Source organism: Pelobacter propionicus DSM 2379, from assembly GCF_000015045.1.
GTDB lineage: Bacteria > Desulfobacterota > Desulfuromonadia > Geobacterales > Pseudopelobacteraceae > Pseudopelobacter > Pseudopelobacter propionicus.
Window position 1 is genome coordinate 1 of sequence record NC_008607.1, and the last position, 21,731, is coordinate 21,731.

Genomic DNA, 21,731 nt, shown 5'->3' on the forward strand with positions numbered 1-21,731 from the left:
TTTCTTTTTAGGACACAGTTCGTGTTACATGCAAAGGAAAGTCGATGAAACAGCAAAACAATATTCAGACCAAACGTAGCAGCTTTACTCCTACGCAAGAGCAGCAAGATACAATCAACAAGGCTGTCTCCATGTCGCCTGCCGAGACTCTTTTTATTACTGCATTTGCGGGTGCTGCCAAAACCAGCACATTGGTTATGATTGCAGAAGCCGTTGCGACTTCCAAGATGCTGTATCTCGCGTTTAACAAGGCGATCGTCAATGAGGCCCAGAAACGGTTCCCGAGCAACGTCGAAGTTAGGACTACACATTCTCTGGCGTTCCGTTTCACAGCAAAGGGCAAAAAAGTGAGAGTCAGTAATTATCGTGCAGCAGAAATCGCCAGCGAACTGGATATTGAGTACGAGAAAGCTGTTCAGGTCCTTTCACTGTTCGATCATTACTGCAACAGCGCTTTGCCCAGTATTTCAAAGATCGCAGCAGACGAAGAAATACTGAAATTGGTTAAAACAATTTATGATCGGATGCAATCCGGAGCAATGGAGATTACCCACTCTTGGTATCTAAAGGAATTTCAACTTTTATTGGTTTCGGGTGCAATTAAGATCAGTGGTTATCATTACTGCCTTCTTGATGAGGCGCAAGATGTGAACCCTGTAACGCTATCAATCTTCACCCATTTACCGGGGAGGCGCATTGCTGTCGGGGACAAACACCAGAAGATATATGGTTTCCGTGGGGCAATCGATGCAATGGTTGGTGAAGAGAAAGTAAAATCTACTCCCGGCACGTCTATTATGCGTCTTACAACTACATTTCGGTGCCAGCAACACATTGTAGATCACGCCAACTGGATACTTGGCACATTCAAAGGCGAGAAAACACAGATAATAAGCGCAAACAACAGTCATCCTACCAAGGAGTCAATGGCCGTTATCACCCGGACAAACTCAGCCCTTATCGAGTACATTGACGACATTGATGAGTTCAACCTCACTCGCACTCCGGAGCTACTGTTTGACTGCCTGCTTTCACTTCTGAATTGGAAATACGGGCGTCATGGCGAGATATCCAAGGCATTTAAGTTTCTAACCTTCTTTAGCAATATGGCTGAAATCAACAACTATGTTGAGCAGTCGAATGACCAAGAATTGGCGCAGGGTTTGAAATTGCTGGAAAAATACGACAACGCGGAGTGGGCTAATCGCGGATTCCGTGCCGGTGCAAAGATTCGCAAACTCTATGAAAAGGCTCGCATCCAATATAATCAAAACGGTCTTGCCAAGGTAACTCTTACCACGGCACATAGTTGCAAAGGCCTGGAATTCGATACAGCCATACTGGGGAGCGATTTTCCGAACCTTGGGGAGATCATTGCGAAGCTACGCAAAGATAAGGTAATAACTTCACCCGACGACTTTTTGCTCAGCAAGAAACAGGAAGTTGTGGCAGCTCGCGAGGAATGCAATCTCTATTATGTCGCCGTTACCCGAGCAAAATACGAACTACAGGACCGCACCCCCACCTTTGATCTGTATGCCGATCACATGACGATCGATGACATTTTCAGCCAGATAAGCGTATGAATACGCCCATGGACGCAATTCTTCAGGAGCAATTTCCAACAGTGATGGTGCCGCGGTACGGAGACTTCGTGCCGCTGGCGCACAATGGCAGGCGATTCCTGTCCGCATCGGACGGCCTCTGGCTGGAAGAGAAAAATCAATGGTTGCACATCCTGTGGCCACTGGCTCTCCAGAATCAGGTCGCAATGCCTTATGGCTCCCTGCAAAAAAAGGTCGATTTTCTGTACGGAGAGTTTCCGGTGGACATGATCACTAGATTCATGGTCGAAGCAAAGGAACGGTTTCCACTCGAATGTGCTGCATGGTTCACCTGGGACACATATCTCAAGCGATTCAATTACTATTCCCTGCATGCCCGACAAGCGAGTTTGGATAACCTTGACTACGCGTGTCCCGTGCTGCCAGAAACAGAATGTTTGGTGTGTGACATACATTCCCATGGACGACATCCGGCTGTTTTTTCGCCGGAAGACAACAATGATGACAGAGGTGAAACCAAAATAGCAGTCGTGCTAGGACGTATAAATTCTTCTCCTTCGATTGCGTTCCGCCTGTGCGTAGCAGGACTGAAGATACCAATTAAATACAATCTGGCAAAATTGCCTTTTCTGGAGGAAACATGAAAAACAGAGGAAGACCCAAAATTACGCTAGAAGAATTAAAGACATGTCGCATATCAGTTGGTATGACAAAGGACCAACATGAAAAATACGCAGCATTTGCAAAAATCTACAATATACCAGTGGCTGAACTTATCCGAATAGCAACCGATGAATTCATAAAAACCCGTACCGGAAAAACAAAAAAAACACTCATAGCGCAAATGGAAACTGATTAAACACAGCAAGTAGATAATGTATCAGTAGCCTTGATCTTAAAATTATAATATGCATTCCGGGATAGGTGGTTTCGCGGTTCGGATGATGGTGATGGATAGAGAGGCCACAGAATGCTCAGAAAGACCTGCTCAATGTAGTTGTGTGGTCAGGAGAGCAAAGCTTCCTTGAAGCCAAGCATTTGCTTTGTAGCCGGTTAAAGAAGGTTATCAGGAGGATTCATTATGATGATGTCGCTTTTTGCACTTGCGATACTGATTTTACTCCATGAGGCTGGGCACTTTTTCGCAGCAAGGTGGTTTCATATTTCGGTCCCTGAATTTTCAATCGGGTTTGGTGCTCGGGTTTTTGGGTGGAAAAGGAATGGCACCACCTACAACCTACGTGCAATCCCCCTTGGTGGCTACATAAAGACAGATGACTTGTCAGGAAGACCAGTACGACAGAGAGTCCTGGTAGCCTTGGCTGGGCCTGCAGCAAATCTCCTGTTCGCATACCTGGTGTTCACGTTTACTTCTTTTGTCGGAGTTCCCCAGCTCACTACCAGGATTGGAACCGTCTTTACCGGTCATCCAGCTGCCTCGGCAGGTATACAGCCAGGTGACAGAGTAATAAGCGTCAACGGAACACACGTGACTACCTGGACAGAGATGATCACATTGATCGACCAGGGCCGCGATAGAGAGGTAAAACTCACAGTCGAAACAGAACAAAGAGACAGATCCATATCCCTGAAGCCTGAGATCCGGGAGGGCAGGGGAGTGATCGGGGTAAAAGCGGACGGTGAGTCAACTTCGACCAGTTCTGGCGCTAATGCGCCCCAGGAGGGATGGCGATTGACGTGGAGTAATCTGAAGTCTTCCTCCGGAATGTTCCTGAGCCTGGTCTCCTTCCAAAACTTCAATAAGCTGGGCGGTCCTTTATACATCGCAAAGGCTGGCGCCGAACAAAGTCACCTTGGGATGATACCACTACTGTATTTCATGGCTATCATAAGCTCAAATCTCGTGACGCTGAATCTTTTGCCGATACCCATACTAGATGGTGGCCTTGTGCTTCTGGCAGCCTGGGAGGGCATATTTCGAAAGCCATTTAATGCGACATTCACACGGGTTTTAACAGGTCTCAGCCTTGGCTTGATGGTCTCTCTGGCGCTGTTTGCGCTGATCAACGATATTGCAAGAATGATAAAACCAAGTTAAATTACTCCGTCTAACCATATGTTATAGCAAGGCACTACAATATAAAGGAAACTTATTATAAATGATCCTAAAACCAATTACTGTGTTGATTGTTGAAGACGAACCAGGACACGCGAAATTGGCATTGAAATACTTTTCAAAGCTTGAAGACGTAACATCGCTAACCTTTTCTACCGGCAGGAAGGCACTGGAATATCTTGCCGATAAAGAAGTCGTAGAGTTGAGGCATCACGTAGTGGTTCTTGATTTGAATATGCCAGGCATGGACGGGCAACAAGTACTTGAGAATATAAAGAAAAGCGAAAAACTAGCTATAGTTCCTGTAATAGTACTTTCTTCAACAGATAGTGAAGAAGAAATATCAAAATGCTATGCAAGTGGAGCGAACCTGTATTTAGTCAAACAGATGGATTATGCCGAGTACAAGAATACATTGTTTTACATAAGCGAGTATATACAGATGTATAGGCGGACATAATATGTACACATCGACAGACAATAATACACCAATGATTATAGCCTCAAAAGAAGGTATTATATTAGAAACCAATGAGGCTGTTGAAAAACACCTTGGTTATAAGACAGAAACGCTGACCGGAAAACACATTGAATCGGTACTAAAAAACATTGACTTAAATGCATGCTTCTCTGAAGTAACCATAAACTGTTCGTCTGGATCACGATTATGTTTATTAGCAGTTGTTTCAACCGTTGTTGATAACAACTATAACACAGTTAAATACATAGTAAGATTCACAGACGTAGAAAAACTGCCAACAATGGCGAAGCGCATTGCTGAGGAAAGAGCAAAAGTCGGGGCTACGAAAGCAGAACTACAAATGTTTGTGTCCTGTATTTCACACGACCTCAGATCACCACTTGTCAGTATAGAGGGTTTTATTGTAGAGCTTGAAGAGTTGCTAAACGATATGAGGGAGCATACCAGCACAACGTGCGAACAAAATAAAGAATGCAAGAAAACCTTCGATGATATCTTTGATAATATGAATGAGGCAATAGGCTTTGTTGACACAAGTGTGACTCGCCTTAAACGCTTAGTGAACATTGTCGTCGATCTTCATAAAAATAGTGAAAGGAAGCTTAATAACAAGTCAATTGATATAAAGTCTATACTGAATATGCTGATATCATCGATGCAGCATCAAATCGATAAGGCAAACTGCATTATAAGGCTAAATGAGCAAATGCCACATCTAAATGCTGATCCATCAGTGATTGAAAGGATCTTTGCTAATATACTCGACAATGCGATTAAATACCTAGATCCGTCTCGACCCGGACAAATAGATATTGACTATTATATAAAAGATCAAAAAGTTATATTTACTATTAAAGATAACGGAATAGGAATAAGCGAAAAAAGCAGAAAATACGTATTTCAGCCATTCAGAAGAGCAACAGATAGAGATATTCCTGGCGACGGAGTTGGGATGCCTATGGTTAAATCACTTATTGATTTATATAATGGCGAAATATGGTTTAATTCAAAGGAACAACGTGGAACCACTTTCTATTTGTCTTTCCCAACGGCGATGCTTGCCTGATGAGTACAAGGCCGACGTTTATTGGGCTTACAGTGTTTGCCATAATGGTTATTGGCACACTTGTGACGGCAACATCTCTGCCGAATGAAACAACAACGTATAGCATTAAAGCCGCATTTTTAGTTAATATGCTTGGTTTTATAGAAATTTCCCCCAGACCTTTATCAAAACCCTTGATCTGCACAATTACCTCAGAAGAAATCAACCAGAACATAAAAAACTACTTATTAGCTAACAACTTGGTTGAGCGTGTTGGCGTTAAAAACATTAGCTACAATAGATCGCTCGACCAATGCTGGACTTTATACATAGAGAACAATCAGGTACGTGGCTCAGGTTTCATGCTTGCAGAAGCAAGAAATAAAGGAATCCTGAGTATTGTCGGAGAAAACTATATTGGCTCTGGCAGCATGGTCTATCTTCACTTTATAGATAAAAAGCTTCGTTTTGATTTTGATAAAAACCTTGTTGATGCAGCAAAGATAAAAATAGATGCCCGTTTGCTTAATTTGGCACGGAAGGTCTACAAATGACATCTACGGTATTCAACAACATGCCTTTGGCTGGTAAGCTTCAAAGGTTGCTAGTTAAGTCAATATTCATTTGCTGCTGTGTTATTGCAATATCACAGTGTTTATCGCTTGCTTATACTTTCAATAAAGAATTCGATACTTCAGCACGTAAAACTGCTGACATAATTGCTAGGAACATCGAGCCGACACTCAATTTCGGAGACATAGATACTGCAACTAAATTCCTTCAATCACTTTCAGTAGATGACACTATCGAGGCAGCTGCTGTATACGATAATAATGGTGAGCTATTTGCACTATACTCTAATAAAGCAGGACAGGTACCAAGCTACAACAAAAACATTGATATTGGTACAAGCATAATTAGGCAAGAAATACACAAGAGGATAATATCAACGAACACATTAAGACAGGGTGAAAAGCTTGGAACAATATATATAAAATACAAGCCATCAGTTCTTTACTTATCTCTTTTAACATCAATATCGTTTCTTGCTATAGCTTTTGTGATAGCTTATGTTGCTGGAAAGTATTTAATACGAACACATATCCCAACAATCACCAAGCCAATTGAGAAACTTACTGAAACCGCAACAATCATTGCCAATAAAAAGCAATACGACATTCGGATACCGGTAAGCTACTGTGATGAAATTGGCCGTATGACTGACAGCTTCAACGAGATGCTTGAACAGATCAATCAAAGAGACATGGAACTGGTTGCAATTCAAGAGGATCTCGAGAATCAGGTTGTTTTACGAACTCGGCAATTAGCCGAACAGACTGAAGAGCTAAAAAAACTCAATACCGATCTGCAGCATTTTGTAGCAATCATGAGACATGACTTGCGCGCACCAATGCTTAATTTGACTATATATCTGAGCGATATAAAAGAAAAAACACATAAACTAGCAAAGTTCATATACAGCAACAGAAATACTATGTCGCAAAACGACAATGATATTATTGAAAAAATAACCGTCGACATTGAATATGGAATTGAAATAAACGTCAAAGCCATACAAACAATAAACAATATATTCAACGCTGTCATGGAAATAACAGCTATAAGCAAACTGAAAGTTGATTGCAAACCATTTAACCCATACTTTACAATAAAGTGCTTAGTAGACACGTATAAGGAAAAAGCGGATGCAAATAATGTCAATGTTAAATTATTAGATATGCCTCTTATCATTGTAACAGACCGTAAAATATTGAGTAAAATACTCGCTTGTTTGCTTGATAATGCTATCAAATTCACAGCAAATTCACTGGTCCGCGAAGTATCAATACGTTGCGAAGAGAGCCTTTACGATTGGAAAATACATGTAGCAGACACTGGGCCCGGGGTGCCTGATTACATGAATAATAGAATCTTTGATCTTTTTCGTCGTGGCGACCAAGAAACTCCAGATGATAGCTCTGGATTTGGGCTGGCATATGCGAAAACATTGGCCAGCCGACTGCGTGCAACCATTGAATGGAATTCTGTAGAAGGGGAGGGATCCGTGTTTACTGTAGTCATCAGGAAGGCAGCAAATGCATGAGAGTAAGTCTTTTAAGTGCTTCGCTCTTTCTTTCCTGGATAATCACAAAAACGGCTTTAGGTGCACAAGAGCTATCGACTCAATCCGATTCACAAAAATTGGAAGACCTCCTGAGCATGGAGATATCCGTGGCGTCCGCCCGGCCATCAATCCCAAGTGAGGCCCCTGCAGTAGTCAGTGTCATCACCCGCGAGGAGATAGAACAGTCAGGAGCTCGCGACCTCGTGGATGTATTACGGACTATCCCTGGTTTCGATTTTGCGGTTGATATCTGGGGAGTTGTGGGGCTTGGGTTTCGAGGCCTGTGGGGACATGAAGGGAAAATTAAATTGACTGTTGACGGCATGGGTTTCAACGAGATCATGTATGGCAACATTCCTTTTAGTAATCACTTCCCGGTCGAGAACATTGAGCGGATAGAGATTATTCGCGGCCCGGGGTCATCCAAATACGGAAACTTTGCTGAATTGGCTGTTATCAATATCGTTACACAGATTGGTTCAGAAACTCCAGGCTTGAAGGTGACGTCCACTACGGGTCTCTACGATGCAGGGTTTGCCAGGGAAAACGTGGCTGCCAGGTATGGCAAAGAGATCGGCTCCGATGGCTACTTTGGTGTTTCCCTTTATGGTGGAATGGCCCAGCAAAGCGCAAACACTTACCACGATCCACTGGGGAACTCTTGGGATATGAAGGATAATTCCGATCTCAAGACTCAAAACGCCGAACTTGTTTTTCACAAAGGGGACTTTTATGCCGGATTCATCTACGACCATCACAAGATCACATACCGCGATGATTATGGATACGTAATCCCCGAAAATGCTCACGTTAGCTTTACTACCTATAACGGGCAGCTTTCTTATAAATCAAGGATCACGGATAATTTATCAATCACCCCGAACTTTTCCTTATCAGTACAACAACCATGGAGGAAGACCGATGTTCGAGTTGAACACCCGTCTTATTATGATCCAACCGCATATCAATATCGTTTAGGCCTTAACGTTGATTGGGATATCAACTCAAATGTCAGTACACTCATCGGAGGCAACTATGAGTGGCAAAAGGCTAGCTATGGAGGAGATGAGTCAAGCCGATATTATCTCTTTTCTGGTGGCGAACAAGACGCACGCTTTGACCGATATTCCTTGTACAATGAGTGGTCAGTCAAAACGACTTACGTCAATCTCACTGCTGGGCTTCGAGCAGAGAAGAACACTGGATACGATTTCTCTTATGCACCACGAGTCTGCTTGATTAAAACATTCGATGATCTGAGTCTGAAGCTGATCTATAACCATGCTTTTAGAGCGCCAGCTATTGAGCAACTAACAGATAGTATAAAGACAGGCGTAAAACTGAAAGACGAGACATCAGATAACTATGAGATAGAGGCTTCCTATCGCATCAGCAACACACAAAACATCACAGGAAACCTGTTCTATGTGAGAATGCATAACGCCATCGTCTATAATTATGATGATGTTCGAGAGATGGACAACTATATAAATGCGGGACCAGTAGGATCAATTGGCGCCGAACTCCAATATCGGATTGTGGATTTTTGGGGCCACATGACACTGAACTATTCCTATTACCGACCAACAGAACGCTCAGCCCACTATTACAACATTCCAAACAAAGACAGCATGTTTCTCGGGTTTCCTTCACACAAGGTCACTATCGATGCTGGGTATAAAGTCACGAAGAACTTGAATGTTAATACGACACTGATCTTTAACAGTGCCCGTTACGGATTTGACGAAATCGACAGAAATACGGGCACCCCCGTCGTAAATCGTCATAGCCCTGAACTGGTTGCAAATCTGTACTTGCTTTATAAGAACGCCTTCTGCAAGGGGTTTGACATTGGATTCGGAATCTATGACATTTTCGCTACGAACCACTCCTATAGCCAACCGTACAATGGGGGGCATGCCGCTCTTCCTGGTCCTGGCCGAGAGTACGTCCTCCGGCTTTCGTATATCCCACCAATCTGAAAAACAGGTCAGATAATATGGAAACCAAATCTTTTTCGGTGACGCTGGTCAGTAGCACCAACCAAGCCGTTTTCGACAGACTGATCCAGAGCTACGAGTGCGAGTTTTCCGCGATCACCAAAAAACTGCCATTGTCTGATGGCTCTTTCAATCTCGATATCCGTCTCGGCGGTGCAGTAATGGGGTTTCTGGCCTACACAGGAGAGGTGCCGTGCGTCTTTAACGTTGTTAAATGCACTCTGATGGCTTCGAAATCTGCGAGTTTTTCTTTTCGGCGGCAAGGTCTTGGTTACAGGCTTATGGAATCGGTTTGCGATCGATACTGCGGTAAATGGGAGGTGAAGCAAATCGAAGGCGCTGATAGTGCCCAAGCATTCTAGAAACGGGCTGTCAAGCAGTACACAAATGGCTGTTATGGGGGTCACTACAGAAAACGGATTATATAGCACGTTAAGCTTTTTGTAGAGGTCAGAATGGGCCTGTCAACCAGATTCTGTATACGATAATTCGGTCCTTTAAAAAAACAAATTAACTATCGTCACTTATTTTCAAGTTACATAGCATGATCAAGCGGGAGTCTTCCTGCTTTTTAGTAATTCCATCTGCTCTTTTGCACATGCGGGCACATATCGTGGCTCAACAGTGCCTCGGAACGAACGGTGATGTAGGGGTGAATCCAACATTCGTGTCACCAGGTATCAAGTAGCCGGGACAGACATGGCGGTACCCCAACATTTACGCAATAAGGGGGTCATCTGAGGATCACTACAGAAAACGGATTATTATATGTAGCGCATATTCAGACGGCTCTTTGTAAAACCGGGACTTCGTTGGCCCGGTTTCATCAAAAACTTATTTTGGCGGCTGAACAAGCAAGGATGTTTCATCTTTTTTTGCGATATCTCCAACCTTGATCTCTCCCTTAACTATTTCCGCTTCGAAATAGTGATCCCCAACAAACGACAGGACCTTTACCTGGCCAACTTCCTTCGACTGGCGGGTTTTACCGGATTCCCGGTACACAGTTAACTCATCACCGATAGCGATTTCCTTTTGGGCGGCCACCTTGCCACTATGGAAGAGATGAAGCTTGCTCCCCATTTTCATGACAACTTCGCTTTTTGCCTTTTTCCCGGCGGCGTGTACGGTAAGCGGTGCCGCTACCATGATTGAAATCGCCAGCAGGGTAATCATCAGAGTCAGTTTTTTCATGTTCATTTCTCCTTTGTTTGGGTAATTGCCACAATCACTAACAAACCATTAACGACCTTTATTTGAGACACCTCCTTTCCGGTCTCAATCCGTGTTATCAATACTTGCAGGTTCTCTGCGCATGAATTGCTTTGGGCATCATTTCAACTATTTCTACTGTAGAAAATATTGCCACATTAATATGTTATTTCAAGATTATGTCCGGGAGAGCATTTACTGCCGGCTTTCAAGAATGTGACTGAATCATTAAACGAAGCAACATGACGAAATAGCGTATTTTTCGGCAACCAGGTTAATCTTGTCTTTAAGTACCTTGATTTCTGTTTCAAGATCGTTGGCTTTGCCAAGATCGAAACCATCATATCCGTATAGTTGCCGTAATTCGATGTCCTTGGCTTTCAAAGTGCCGGCCAGTCCTGCAGTCTCTCGAGTAAACTGCTGAACAACCTGCTCATCGGAACATTTTCCCTCAGAGCAACACGAGCCTGCAGCCAAAGCTGATGCGGCACTGAACGAAAGCATCCCCATTACCATTGCAATCCCGACAACCATGTTTTTTTTCATTCTCACCTCTCCTTTGAGCCGATTTCGTTATGGCGTAAGCCCGCTTGTCATGACTGAACCATATCAACTTGTGTGCCATATGGCTTAAAACTGTGTAACCTGCTTATTTTGCGTTGATAATTGTGGATGCCGTTTCATTCTTCGTATGACATAGCTACGAATATGCTACAAACTGCCTCTGCTGTAGGAGAATATTCTGCGACCATAATTTCAATGTCGTCCTTGACACACATACCCTATGGGGGTATGCTGGACACATAGTATACCCTGGTGGGGTATTTGAATGACAAGGAGAATCGTATGCAAGGTGCATCACAAAAGAAACTGTCGGCGAGGGTGAAGCGAATCGGTGGGCAGGTGGCGGGGATAGAGCGGATGCTCGAAGAAAGGCGCTACTGCGTGGATATCCTGAACCAGATCTCGGCGGTACGTTCGGCCCTGGATGCCCTTGGCATCGAACTGCTCACCAGACACCTGGAAACCTGCGTGCTGGGGCATGGCAGCAACTCGGAGCACGAAAGCGCAAAGCCGATGACGCAACAGGAGCTCCTGGATGAAGTAAAGACTGCACTGTCACGGTTTCTGAAGTAGGACATAGAGTGGAGAACGGTATGTCAGCTATACCTGTAACACGAGATCCGGGGAAAGATCCTGCTGCTCAAAGCGTCACAGCCGCAATAGCGGAACGCTGCGAACTCCCGTTGGTGGGCATGCACTGCGCTTCGTGCGCTGGTCGCATCGAAAAAGTGCTTGGCAGTGCTCCCGGTGTCTTCTCCTCCAACGTCAATTTCGCAACCAGTCGCGCCACGGTTCAGTATGACCCACAGGCAACGAACATTGAGTCGCTCAGCCAGGTAGTACGAGACTTGGGGTATGATGTAATTGTTCCCAAGCCCGGGGGAGAGCATGCCGCTACAGAAGACATGCAGGAGGAAGAGGGCCAGGTTCGCCGGGCCGAATACGGCCGGCAGAAGGTACGGTTCATCGTGGCGCTGATACTCACGGTACCGATTGCCGTGCTTGCCATGGCAGGACATCTGGTACCGGCACTTGAGGATTTACTGAATTTCCCTGGCCGGGCATGGATGGAACTTGCACTCACCACACCGGTGCTGTTCTGGGCCGGGCGCGAGTTTTTCAGCGGAGCCTGGAGTGCTGCCCGGCACCGAGTGGCTGACATGAACACCCTGGTTTCTCTGGGTACCCTGTCGGCTTACCTGTTCAGCGTTGTTGCCACGGTTGCACCCCAGTGGCTGAGTGTCTCTGCCGGCAATGGCCAACACCCGGTGCACGGCATGACGTCACCGGCGGGTGTCTACTACGAAGTGGCGGCGATTATTGTTACGCTGATCCTGATGGGACGACTCCTGGAAGCTCGCGCCCGCAACAAGACCGGCGGCGCCATCCGAGCCCTTATGGGTCTGCAACCGAAAATGGCCCGTGTGGAACGCAACGGCATCGAGAAGGATATCCCGATTGCCGAGGTACGGGTGGGGGATCTCGTGCTGGTGCGACCCGGCGAGAAGGTTCCGGTCGATGGCCAGGTTGTCGAGGGAGCGTCAGCGGTGGATGAGAGCATGCTGACCGGCGAACCGCTGGCGGTGAAGAAACAACCAGGTGATACCGTAATCGGCGCCACGCTCAACAAGACCGGTTCGTTCAAAATACGCGCCACCAGAATCGGCAAAGACACGGTGCTGCAGCAGATCGTGCGAATGGTCCAGGAAGCCCAGGGGAGCAAGGCTCCGATCCAGCGTTTGGCCGACATCATTGCCGGCTACTTCGTGCCGATCGTGATCTGTATCGCCATTGCGACCTTTGTGATCTGGTTCGACTTTGCGCCGCCGGAAACCAGGATCACCATGGCAATGTTCACCTTCATCTCTGTGCTGATAATAGCCTGCCCGTGTGCCCTGGGACTTGCCACTCCGACAGCCATCATGGTCGGCACCGGTCGTGGCGCCCAGAGTGGCATCCTGATCAAAGGCGGAGAGGCCTTGGAAACTGCGCATAAAATCACGACTGTCGTGCTTGACAAGACCGGTACCATTACCCGTGGAGTACCGACAGTGACGGACATCCTGGCCTATGACACGGATGAACACAGCCTGCTCCGTCTGGCGGCCTCCGCGGAATCCGGTAGCGAACATCCACTCGGTGAGTCGATCGTGCGTTCGGCCGAAGAGCGGGGCTTGACCCGAATTCCGGCCACAGGGTTCAATGCCGTCCCGGGTTATGGTATTGAAGCGCTGGTGGACGGGCAGCGGATACTGATCGGCACCGCTCTCCTGATGGCCGAACGCGGCCTTGAGGTAGACCAAATAGCTGCCCACCGCTTGGCCGACGAGGGTAAAACACCGGTCTTCATGGCCATTGATGGCACATTCTCTGGAATTATTGCTGTATCCGACCCTGTCAAGGAAGGATCACACAGGGCAATTGAGCGCCTGCATGCACTGAGCCTGGAAGTAATCATGCTGACCGGTGACAATCAGCGCACAGCAGAAGCCATCGCCCGTCAGGTCGCTGTTGACCGGGTTCTTGCCGAAGTACTGCCGGAAGGAAAGAACGAAGAAATCAAGAAGCTCCAGGTGCAGGGCAGAATCGTGGCCATGGTTGGAGACGGCATCAATGATGCTCCGGCCCTGGCCCAGGCCGATGTCGGCATAGCCATGGGTAATGGTACCGACGTAGCCATGGAGGCAGCCGACATCACGCTGGTACGTGGCGACCTGAACGGGGTGGTCTCCAGCATTGCCCTCTCCAGGGCGACTATCACCAACATCAAACAGAACCTGTTCTTTGCGTTCATCTACAATATTCTGGGGATTCCTCTTGCTGCAGGGGCGCTCTACCCTTTGACTGGCTGGTTGCTGAGCCCGATTATTGCATCACTTGCCATGGCGCTTTCATCGGTCAGTGTTGTCAGTAATGCCCTGCGCCTGCGCGGCTTCAGAGTTGAAAGGAGTTGATATATGGACAGCATGCAAATCATTGTGACAATCAGTGGAGTTGCACTGATAGGACTGACGCTCTGGTTTTTCTTCGGCAAACGATCAGAGCCCAGTCTAAAAGATGCGGATGAACTCTATTCCTGTCCGATGCACCCCTGGATTACCAGCAATGACCCTACAACAGACTGTTCGATATGCGGCATGAAACTGGTGCGGAACATAAATGAACACAAGTGATTATAACGACATAGGATGATCAGATAGGGGCTTGCGATGAGCAATTACAGCGATACTCAAAAAAAGGTCATCATTCTGGCGGCATTGGTGGGGATAATCGCTCTACTGCACTATGCGACGCCGACTGAACCGCACTACTTCCACAAGATCCACATTATACTGCGCAAGCTTTACTTTCTTCCGCCGGTCATTGCAGCTGCCTGGTTCGGTTTCAGGGGCGCAATCATTACGACGACCACCGTCAGCGTGCTTTTCTTGTTGCATGCATTTCTGGATTGGCCGGGCAACTACATGGAACAGGCAAACCAACTGGGTGAATTGGCAGGTTTCTGGCTTGCGGGACTGATATCCGGCCGGCTGTTCGACCGGCAGAGGTCACTGCTTATGGATCTTGCCACGGCTAACGAAGAAACCCTCATCGGCCTGGTCTCAGCCTTGGACCTGCGGGAACATAACACCCGGATGCACTCCCAGCGGGTGAGAGATTATACCGAGTTGATCGCTGACCGGCTTGGGGTAGATGAAAAGATGAAACGGGAAATTGGTTTTGGCGCCTTGCTGCACGACGTGGGAAAGATAGCCGTGCCGGACCAGATTCTACTTAAACCGGGCAAACTGACTGATGAGGAATGGATTGAAATGCGCAAGCATCCTGAGGCCGGATACCGGATTGTGAAACGCATTGGATTCCTGAAGGATGCTGCAGAGATCGTCCACGCCCATCATGAACGTTACGATGGCAAGGGGTACCCTCGCGGATTAAAGGGAAATGAAATTCCATGGGGCGCCAGAATGTTTATGGTGGCTGATGCCTATGACGCACTGACGTCCAAGCGCCCCTATAAATCACCCTTGCCATACGAAGAGGCGGTAATAGAAATCCTGAACCAGAAAGGCAAGCAGTTTGATCCAGAGGTGGTAGCAATTTTTTTGATTATAGCGCCTGATGAGCTAAGGTTGATTGCTGAACGTTATCAGGATGGGGACTTGCCTTCCTGAATTTTCGTATTGAAATTTGATCGCCATCTCCCTATTTAATTAGATGAATATTCTACAGTTGATTCGAATATTCCCCACCTATTTGAGCCAACCAAAGCAACAGCTCGACAGTTCCACAAACATACATGCCCTAATATCGTGGCGTTAATGCTTGATGGTGATTTGGCACGGCATTTGAATTACATGGCAACAATGTTAGGAGTCGCCGTGTCTTTTATCAACAGCAACAGTGCAATCAACATCATCGAATAGATCGGCGTGGCCAGTTCCTTGACCGGATCAGTTCTCAACGCCCAAGGACGTCGCTGCTCGTTTTTTTTCTGGACTCTGTCGTCACTGTTGCTAAGGGTGGTGATCACTAATTTCGGCCGGCCGGGATGGTTGGCTCTGCAAGGCGCCGGGGTTGCCATTAACCTCTACGGAATGCGGAACTGGTAGGGGAATGCGCCTACACGTGAGTTTGACCAAGGAAATTGATCGAGGGATTGTCGTGAACGCAAAAAGAATATCCACCATACTTCTCATCATTGCAACAATTACTGTTTTGGCGGTTCTCGCATTACGTGTCAGGATCGCCGCCACAGCCGATTCCGTGGCCGTTCTTAAAACGACCGGCATGACCTGCGGTAGCTGCTCAAGCAAAATCACAAAAGCGCTTGAGTCATTGAAAGGGGTTGCGGGTACCGAGGTGGATGTTGAGGGCGGCTGGGTAGTCGTGGGGTATGACACACAGAGTGTCAAGCCGGAGGTTCTAGTCGAGAAGGTTACCGGAACCGGCTTCAGCAGTAATGTTCATGTGGTGCTGACACCAGAGAAGTTCAAACAGATAACCGGCAGAACTATCGGCCAGAAAGTCGTGCCATCAAGGGGGTGTTGTGGGGGCAAAAATGGTGGCTGCGGCGGAAATAAACCAAGCTGACAAAGGAGACTGGAATGGCTACAAATCGCAGGAAACAGGTTATGTGGGCAAGTATAGTTATGGTGGCGCTGTTGGTTGGTGCAGCGAGTGTTTTTGCCTTCTCGCTGGGTAAATACGAAAAGGTCAAGGCAACTGGGGGCGTGGTATCCATCCCGCTGCCCAAGGTAGCCGACGGCAAAGCACACTACTACCGTTTTGAGGACGGCGGCAAGGAGATTGACTTTGTAGTCATCAAGGCATCGGACGGCCGCTACAGGACGGCTTTCGATGCCTGCGACTCCTGCTTCGCGGCCAAAAAGGGGTATGAGCAGAAGGGCGATGTGCTGGTCTGCAAGAACTGTAACCAGAAATTCGCGATCAACCGCATCGGACCGCACGCTGTCGGAGGTTGCAATCCTTCCTACCTCCCCAGCCAGACAAACGCAAGCAACATAATTATCACCACGTCTGACCTGAAAGCCGGAGCACGTTACTTCTAAACAGTCGAGAGCAAGCGGCGGAGAATCATGAAACTGCATACCATATCGATCAATAACCTGAAACGCCGCAAGGCCAAGATGGCCTTCCTGACTATCGGCCTGATGGTCGGCATCGCCACCATAGTGACCCTAGTGACCCTGACTCGCTCCATGTCCAGCGACATCGAGCGCAAGATGGACGAGTTCGGTGCAAATATACTTGTAACTCCCCAAAGCAACGGACTGGCCATGAATTACGGTGGTATCAGCCTGGGGGGCGTGACCTTTGATCAGCGCGAGATTTTGGAAGAGGATCTGGCAAAAATCAAGACCATCAGGAATAGCAAGAATGTTTCGGCTATTGCGCCAAAGGTGCTGGGAGGCATCAAGGTTGGGACGCACAACGTACTGCTGGTTGGTGTCAACTTTGACAGTGAGCTGAAGATGAAGCAGTGGTGGAATATCTTTGGAGACACACCCAAAGGTGACAACGAGCTATTGCTGGGCAGCGATGCGTCCAAGGTACTCAACGCAAGTTCCGGTGACAACATTACGATAAAGAACGAGATCTTCAAGGTGGCCGGAGTGCTTGACCAGACCGGATCCCAGGATGATTCTCTGGTTTTTGCATCGCTGAAGAAAGCCCAGAAGCTGCTCGGCAAAGAAGGGAAGATCACCCTGGCCGAGGTGGCGGCGCTCTGCTCCGGCTGCCCCATTGGCGACATGGTCACCCAGATCGCCGAGAAACTCCCCGATGCCAGGGTGTCGGCCATCCAGCAGGTAGTCGAGGGAAGACTGAAGGCCCTGGATCAGTTCAAACGCTTTTCCTATGCCATGGCCGGCGTGGTGGTCTTCATCGGTTCACTGATCGTCTTTGTCACCATGATGGGCAGCGTCAACGAGCGGACCACCGAAATCGGGGTCTTTCGGGCAATCGGCTTCAGGAAGAGCCACATCATGCGGATCATACTCCTGGAAGCGGCTCTGGTCAGCTTGCTGGCCGGGTTTCTGGGGTATGCCGTCGGCATGGGAGGAGCCAAGCTGGCCCTGCCGTTCATGGCGGAGAGCAAAAATGCCCATCTGGTCTGGGATTCGACCGTGGCCTTTGGTTCAATCGGCCTGGCGTTGACACTTGGTCTTCTGGCCAGTCTCTATCCGGCGCTGCATGCCAGCAAGATGGACCCGACCGAAGCTCTGCGGGCACTATAATACGAGGACATCATGGCACTCATCGAAATCAGTAATCTGAAGAAACAGTACACCAGCGGCGACGATGTCGTCGAAGCGCTGCGCGGTGTGAGTATATGCATTGAGAGCGGAGAATTCATCACCATCATGGGGCAGTCAGGTTCCGGCAAGAGCACCCTGCTGTCCGTTCTTGGCGGGATGAATCATCCCACTACGGGCGAAGTCGAGATGGCCGGTGTAAAACTGTATCGGCTTCCCGGTGAAAAGCTGGCCGACTTCCGTGCACAGAATCTGGGTTTTGTCTTCCAGTCCTTCCATCTGATCCCCTATCTGACCGCCATGGAGAACGTCATGCTGCCGCTGGCCATAGTCAAAATGAGCTCGGCAGCACAAGAGAGCGCTGCCCGTCAGGCACTCGTACGGGTCGGCCTCGGCAACAAACTCGACCGTCTCCCCAATCAGCTCTCCGGTGGAGAACAGGAGCGGGTCGCCATTGCCCGGGCGATTGTCAACAACCCACACATTCTCCTGGCTGATGAGCCGACCGGCAACCTGGACTCCACAACTAGCGAGGAGGTCATGGCGCTCTTCCTCGAACTGAACGACGCGGGCCAAACCGTTGTCATGGTAACGCACAATCCGGATAACGGCCTCTATGCCGACCGGACCATAACCCTGAAAGACGGTATGGTCGTTTGAAAGCAATACTGATTCTGACAGTGATGCTGTTGTCTCTGCCGCTCGTTGCGCTTGCGGATAGTGACCTGCCGGTAGAGAACGGTGTCGTGACGTCTGGAGTTGGATGGAGGGTCGATCCGTTTGGAAGCGGCAAACGTTTCTTCCACCGCGGCACTGATATCGCAGTTCCGGTCGGCACCCCGGTACGGGCCACCCGCAAAGGGCGTATAGTATTTGCAGGAATCCGTCACGGGTATGGATCCGCTGTCATCATCGAACATGCCAATGGAGACAGCACTCTCTATGGGCATAATTCACTCCTGCGAGTTAATTCCGGCGAGACGGTCGAATCCGGTACGGTCATAGCTTTTTCAGGGAACAGCGGTAGATCGACCGGTCCCCATGTGCATTACGAAAAAATACCAGGGAACCGACCACTCATCGAGGAACCCGAAATTGTTGAAGTAACCGCGCATAAGCCTGATAACAACGATCAAAGGAAAATAATGGAGCAGAAACTGGATGACACAGTGAGTTCCCTTATCCGGAAAATAAAAGGGAACTCCGGGCCTCCTGAAACCATCGGACAGGGCGGATAGACCAGCCATGGGAAAATCAACTCTTCTGCGCACGCTATTACTGGCGGCGTTCATCACCGGCATCAGCTTGCTTCACTATTTCACACCGCTTCACCTTCCCTATCTGCATGACATTTTCCAGCGGCTCTACTATCTGCCGATCATTCTGGCTGCCCTCTGGTTCGGTTTACGTGGTGGATTGCTCTGCTCGATTGTTGTCAGCGTCGCCTATGCCCCCCATATTCTTTTCCAGTGGGGTGGACAGATGACCATGGAGATGGAGAAATACCTTGAAATCCTGCTGTACAATATTGTTGGCGGGGTAACTGGCCTGCTGTCTCAATGGGAGCGCGAACGTACGGTAGAACTCCAGAAAACCGCACGGGGCCTTGAAGAATCCTACCAGAAACTGCGCCATCAATCGGAGCGGATCATCGCAATTGAAGAACAGTTGAGGCGGTCTGAGAAACTATCCACTCTGGGAGAGATGGCAGCGGTATTGGCTCATGAAATACGTAATCCACTTGGCTCCATTCGAGGAACCGCAGAAATTCTGAAAGACGACTACAAGCCTGAGAACCCCAAGTATGAGTTCATCGAAATCCAGATCAGGGAAACCGAGCGCCTGAATCGGGTTGTGGAGGACTTTCTGCATATGGCACGCCCGCAACCGACTGACATGCAGTCATGTCAGGTCCTGGACGAACTGGAAATGATTTCAACCCTGCTTTTGAGCGGTGCCCGGGAGCGGCAGATCACACTCGAACTGAAATCGCCACCTTTTCCAGTTACAATCCAAGCCGATGGGGATAAGCTTCGCCAAGCTTTTCTGAATATCATCATCAACGCATTACAGGCTACACCAATCGGCGGCAGGGTACTCATTTCCACAACGGTGCACGCGTCAACAACCTGTGAAATTCAATTTCATGATACCGGGCCAGGAATGGATGCTGCGACGATGGAGAGGATGTTTGAGCCATTTTTTACCACCAAGCCGGGCGGAACCGGTTTGGGGCTGGTTATCACCAAAAAAATTATTGAAACCCATGGCGGCACATTGATGGTGGAAAGCGAGGTCGGTAAGGGGACGACCGTCATCGTCAAATTGCCGATGCAGACTGCGGCAAATGGAGGAATGCCTTGAAAGCGAAGATTCTTATAATTGATGATGACACGTCATTGCGGCGGGTACTTGAATATAACCTCCAGGAAGAGGACTACGAGGTTCATGCCGCCTCCTCGGGGGAGGAAGGCTTGTATCTGTTCGGCCAGTTCCGGCCCAATCTGGTCATCACCGACATGAAAATGTCCGGCATGGATGGACTGATGGTACTCAAGTCCATCAAGGAACGCTCCCCGGAGACACTGGTGATCATTATAACCGCCTTCGGAACTGTTGATGTAGCCGTGGAAGCCATGAAGACCGGAGCATACGACTACATCACCAAACCGTTCAACAGGGATGCACTCAAGCTGACGGTCAAAAAGGCGCTCCAGTTCAGCGGGCTGGCTGAAGAGAATAAACGTTTGAAGAGTGAGTTGTCGGATAAAGCGGATTTCCGCACAATCGTTGGGTCATCCAAAGAGATGGAGAAAGTCTTTGAGGTAATCCGCAAGGTGGCTGACACCGAGGCCGCGGTATTGATCACCGGTGAATCAGGCACGGGGAAAGAGCTGGTCGCTCGCTCCATTCATGCCAACAGTTCCCGGCGGGACGCTCCGTTCATTGCCATCAATTGCGCCGCCATCCCACGCGAATTAATGGAAAGCGAACTTTTTGGCCATGTCAGGGGGGCGTTTACCGGTGCCGTCCGGGACAAAACCGGCAAGTTCCAGCTGGCCGACGGTGGGACGCTCTTTCTGGACGAGGTTGGCGATCTGCCGGTGGAACTTCAGCCCAAGCTGCTCAGGGCGCTGCAGGAAAAGGACGTGGAGCCCGTGGGAAGCACGAAGGTCCAGAAACTTGATGTCCGCATCATATCCGCCACCAACCTGAAAATAGACAAGGCGATGACTGACGGCACGTTTCGAGAAGACCTCTATTACCGGTTATCGGTGATTCCAATTCACTTGCCTCCACTTCGCGCAAGGCGCACGGATATCCCGATTCTTATCAAATATTTCTGCGGCAAACATGATAGCGACAAAATAACCTTTGATAAGGATGCCCTTGAAGCACTGGTCATGTACCCCTGGCCGGGAAACGTACGAGAGCTGGAAAACACCGTCGAACGGCTGCTCATAATGCGAGACAGTGCCGTTATCAGCCTCAATGATCTGCCGGAGAAATTTTTGGAGAATAGCACACCGGGGAGTGCGATCGTTAAACTGCCTGACGAAGGATACCCTCTTGAACAGCTGGAGCGGGAGGTTGTGGTTGAGGCTTTGGAGCGCAACGCATGGAACCAAACCGCCGCTGCCCGTTTTTTAAGGATTCCCCGCCATACGCTCATCTACCGCCTTGAAAAATATGGCATTGTGCCGCCGAATAAATAAATAAGCCATTCCTTGCAGTATAATTGGTTTATGTTGAAGTACATATTGATCATCAACTTGGTTGCGGAATATTCGACCCGTTGCGAGGAATATTCCGCATAATCCACGCGGGCTATCATTGTTAATTCAATAAAATAAGCGTGATAGTGTTTGGCATGCTCTGTGTATCT

General features: G+C 48.3%; 24 protein-coding genes. 21 read left to right on the forward strand and 3 right to left on the reverse strand.

Annotated features, from left to right (window positions below; translation table 11 throughout):
• Window positions 1-44 precede the first annotated feature (44 nt).
• From PPRO_RS18035 to PPRO_RS18080, 10 genes are all read left to right on the forward strand, one after another.
• The gene (locus PPRO_RS18035) at window positions 45-1,586 is read left to right on the forward strand and encodes a UvrD-helicase domain-containing protein (RefSeq protein WP_011733738.1); all 1,542 of its coding nucleotides are present in this window, start codon (window positions 45-47) and stop codon (window positions 1,584-1,586) included.
• Window positions 1,587-1,594: 8 nt separating this feature from the next.
• Window positions 1,595-2,209, forward strand: a complete 615-nt coding sequence (locus PPRO_RS18040; RefSeq protein WP_198138380.1) for a PRTRC system protein A — start codon at window positions 1,595-1,597, stop codon at window positions 2,207-2,209.
• The gene (locus PPRO_RS18045) at window positions 2,206-2,424 is read left to right on the forward strand and encodes a hypothetical protein (RefSeq protein ID WP_041532992.1); all 219 of its coding nucleotides are present in this window, start codon (window positions 2,206-2,208) and stop codon (window positions 2,422-2,424) included. Before PPRO_RS18040 ends, PPRO_RS18045 begins: the two co-directional genes overlap by 4 nt.
• A 222-nt stretch (window positions 2,425-2,646) precedes the next feature.
• Window positions 2,647-3,624: a M50 family metallopeptidase gene (locus PPRO_RS18050; protein WP_011733740.1), complete on the forward strand. Its 978-nt coding sequence runs from the start codon at window positions 2,647-2,649 to the stop codon at window positions 3,622-3,624.
• A gap of 61 nt (window positions 3,625-3,685) precedes the next feature.
• Window positions 3,686-4,102: a response regulator gene (locus PPRO_RS18055; RefSeq protein WP_011733741.1), complete on the forward strand. Its 417-nt coding sequence runs from the start codon at window positions 3,686-3,688 to the stop codon at window positions 4,100-4,102.
• A 1-nt stretch (window position 4,103) separates the two neighbouring features.
• Entirely contained in the window at window positions 4,104-5,189 is a 1,086-nt protein-coding gene (locus PPRO_RS18060) for a PAS domain-containing sensor histidine kinase (protein WP_011733742.1), read from the forward strand.
• Window positions 5,189-5,722, forward strand: coding sequence for a YfiR family protein (locus PPRO_RS18065; protein WP_011733743.1), 534 nt, complete (start codon window positions 5,189-5,191; stop codon window positions 5,720-5,722). Before PPRO_RS18060 ends, PPRO_RS18065 begins: the two co-directional genes overlap by 1 nt.
• A complete protein-coding gene (locus tag PPRO_RS18070; RefSeq protein WP_011733744.1) occupies window positions 5,719-7,272 on the forward strand; it encodes a HAMP domain-containing sensor histidine kinase in 1,554 nt (517 codons plus the stop codon). The genes PPRO_RS18065 and PPRO_RS18070 overlap by 4 nt, the downstream gene beginning before the upstream one ends.
• Entirely contained in the window at window positions 7,269-9,275 is a 2,007-nt protein-coding gene (locus PPRO_RS18075; RefSeq protein WP_011733745.1) for a TonB-dependent receptor plug domain-containing protein, read from the forward strand. Before PPRO_RS18070 ends, PPRO_RS18075 begins: the two co-directional genes overlap by 4 nt.
• 17 nt (window positions 9,276-9,292) lie before the next feature.
• On the forward strand, window positions 9,293-9,655 hold the full coding sequence (locus tag PPRO_RS18080) for a hypothetical protein (RefSeq protein ID WP_049759850.1): 363 nt from the start codon (window positions 9,293-9,295) through the stop codon (window positions 9,653-9,655).
• A 472-nt stretch (window positions 9,656-10,127) separates the two neighbouring features.
• Here PPRO_RS18080 and PPRO_RS18085 read toward each other — a convergent pair whose 3' ends face one another.
• Together PPRO_RS18085 and PPRO_RS18090 are read right to left on the reverse strand one after the other, a co-directional pair.
• Window positions 10,128-10,487 (reverse strand): hypothetical protein, encoded by a 360-nt coding sequence (locus PPRO_RS18085; RefSeq protein ID WP_041532993.1) that lies wholly within the window; start codon window positions 10,485-10,487, stop codon window positions 10,128-10,130.
• Window positions 10,488-10,733: 246 nt separating this feature from the next.
• Entirely contained in the window at window positions 10,734-11,051 is a 318-nt protein-coding gene (locus PPRO_RS18090) for a hypothetical protein (protein ID WP_041532994.1), read from the reverse strand.
• Window positions 11,052-11,351: 300 nt separating this feature from the next.
• Between PPRO_RS18090 and PPRO_RS18095 the strand changes: the two genes are divergently transcribed.
• Genes PPRO_RS18095 through PPRO_RS18110 form a run of 4 tightly spaced genes read left to right on the forward strand, consistent with a single transcriptional unit; the run spans window position 11,352 to window position 15,241 of the window.
• The gene (locus PPRO_RS18095) at window positions 11,352-11,642 is read left to right on the forward strand and encodes a metal-sensitive transcriptional regulator (RefSeq protein ID WP_011733749.1); all 291 of its coding nucleotides are present in this window, start codon (window positions 11,352-11,354) and stop codon (window positions 11,640-11,642) included.
• Between the two features lie 20 nt (window positions 11,643-11,662).
• A complete protein-coding gene (locus PPRO_RS18100) occupies window positions 11,663-14,023 on the forward strand; it encodes a heavy metal translocating P-type ATPase (RefSeq protein WP_011733750.1) in 2,361 nt (786 codons plus the stop codon).
• Window positions 14,024-14,026: 3 nt separating this feature from the next.
• Window positions 14,027-14,242, forward strand: coding sequence for a heavy metal-binding domain-containing protein (locus PPRO_RS18105; RefSeq protein WP_041532995.1), 216 nt, complete (start codon window positions 14,027-14,029; stop codon window positions 14,240-14,242).
• Window positions 14,243-14,278: 36 nt separating this feature from the next.
• The gene (locus PPRO_RS18110) at window positions 14,279-15,241 is read left to right on the forward strand and encodes an HD-GYP domain-containing protein (protein ID WP_011733751.1); all 963 of its coding nucleotides are present in this window, start codon (window positions 14,279-14,281) and stop codon (window positions 15,239-15,241) included.
• Between the two features lie 179 nt (window positions 15,242-15,420).
• Here PPRO_RS18110 and PPRO_RS18115 read toward each other — a convergent pair whose 3' ends face one another.
• Window positions 15,421-15,651 (reverse strand): hypothetical protein, encoded by a 231-nt coding sequence (locus PPRO_RS18115; protein ID WP_041532996.1) that lies wholly within the window; start codon window positions 15,649-15,651, stop codon window positions 15,421-15,423.
• 44 nt (window positions 15,652-15,695) lie between these two features.
• On the opposite strand from PPRO_RS18115, the gene PPRO_RS18120 reads away from it, so the two are divergent.
• The 7 genes from PPRO_RS18120 to PPRO_RS18150 are packed head-to-tail and all read left to right on the forward strand — an operon-like array spanning window position 15,696 to window position 21,561.
• Window positions 15,696-16,160 carry a heavy-metal-associated domain-containing protein gene (locus PPRO_RS18120; RefSeq protein WP_232286740.1) on the forward strand — a complete coding sequence of 155 codons (465 nt, stop codon included), beginning with the start codon at window positions 15,696-15,698 and terminating at the stop codon, window positions 16,158-16,160.
• Window positions 16,161-16,174: 14 nt separating this feature from the next.
• On the forward strand, window positions 16,175-16,639 hold the full coding sequence (locus tag PPRO_RS18125; RefSeq protein WP_011733753.1) for a DUF2318 domain-containing protein: 465 nt from the start codon (window positions 16,175-16,177) through the stop codon (window positions 16,637-16,639).
• A 27-nt stretch (window positions 16,640-16,666) separates the two neighbouring features.
• Window positions 16,667-17,827 (forward strand): ABC transporter permease, encoded by a 1,161-nt coding sequence (locus tag PPRO_RS18130; protein WP_011733754.1) that lies wholly within the window; start codon window positions 16,667-16,669, stop codon window positions 17,825-17,827.
• Between the two features lie 12 nt (window positions 17,828-17,839).
• Entirely contained in the window at window positions 17,840-18,505 is a 666-nt protein-coding gene (locus PPRO_RS18135) for an ABC transporter ATP-binding protein (protein ID WP_011733755.1), read from the forward strand.
• Window positions 18,502-19,083 (forward strand): M23 family metallopeptidase, encoded by a 582-nt coding sequence (locus PPRO_RS18140; RefSeq protein WP_041532997.1) that lies wholly within the window; start codon window positions 18,502-18,504, stop codon window positions 19,081-19,083. Before PPRO_RS18135 ends, PPRO_RS18140 begins: the two co-directional genes overlap by 4 nt.
• 7 nt (window positions 19,084-19,090) lie before the next feature.
• Window positions 19,091-20,209, forward strand: coding sequence for a two-component system sensor histidine kinase NtrB (locus tag PPRO_RS18145; RefSeq protein ID WP_011733757.1), 1,119 nt, complete (start codon window positions 19,091-19,093; stop codon window positions 20,207-20,209).
• A complete protein-coding gene (locus PPRO_RS18150) occupies window positions 20,206-21,561 on the forward strand; it encodes a sigma-54-dependent transcriptional regulator (protein WP_011733758.1) in 1,356 nt (451 codons plus the stop codon). Before PPRO_RS18145 ends, PPRO_RS18150 begins: the two co-directional genes overlap by 4 nt.
• The last annotated feature ends 170 nt before the right edge of the window (window positions 21,562-21,731 follow it).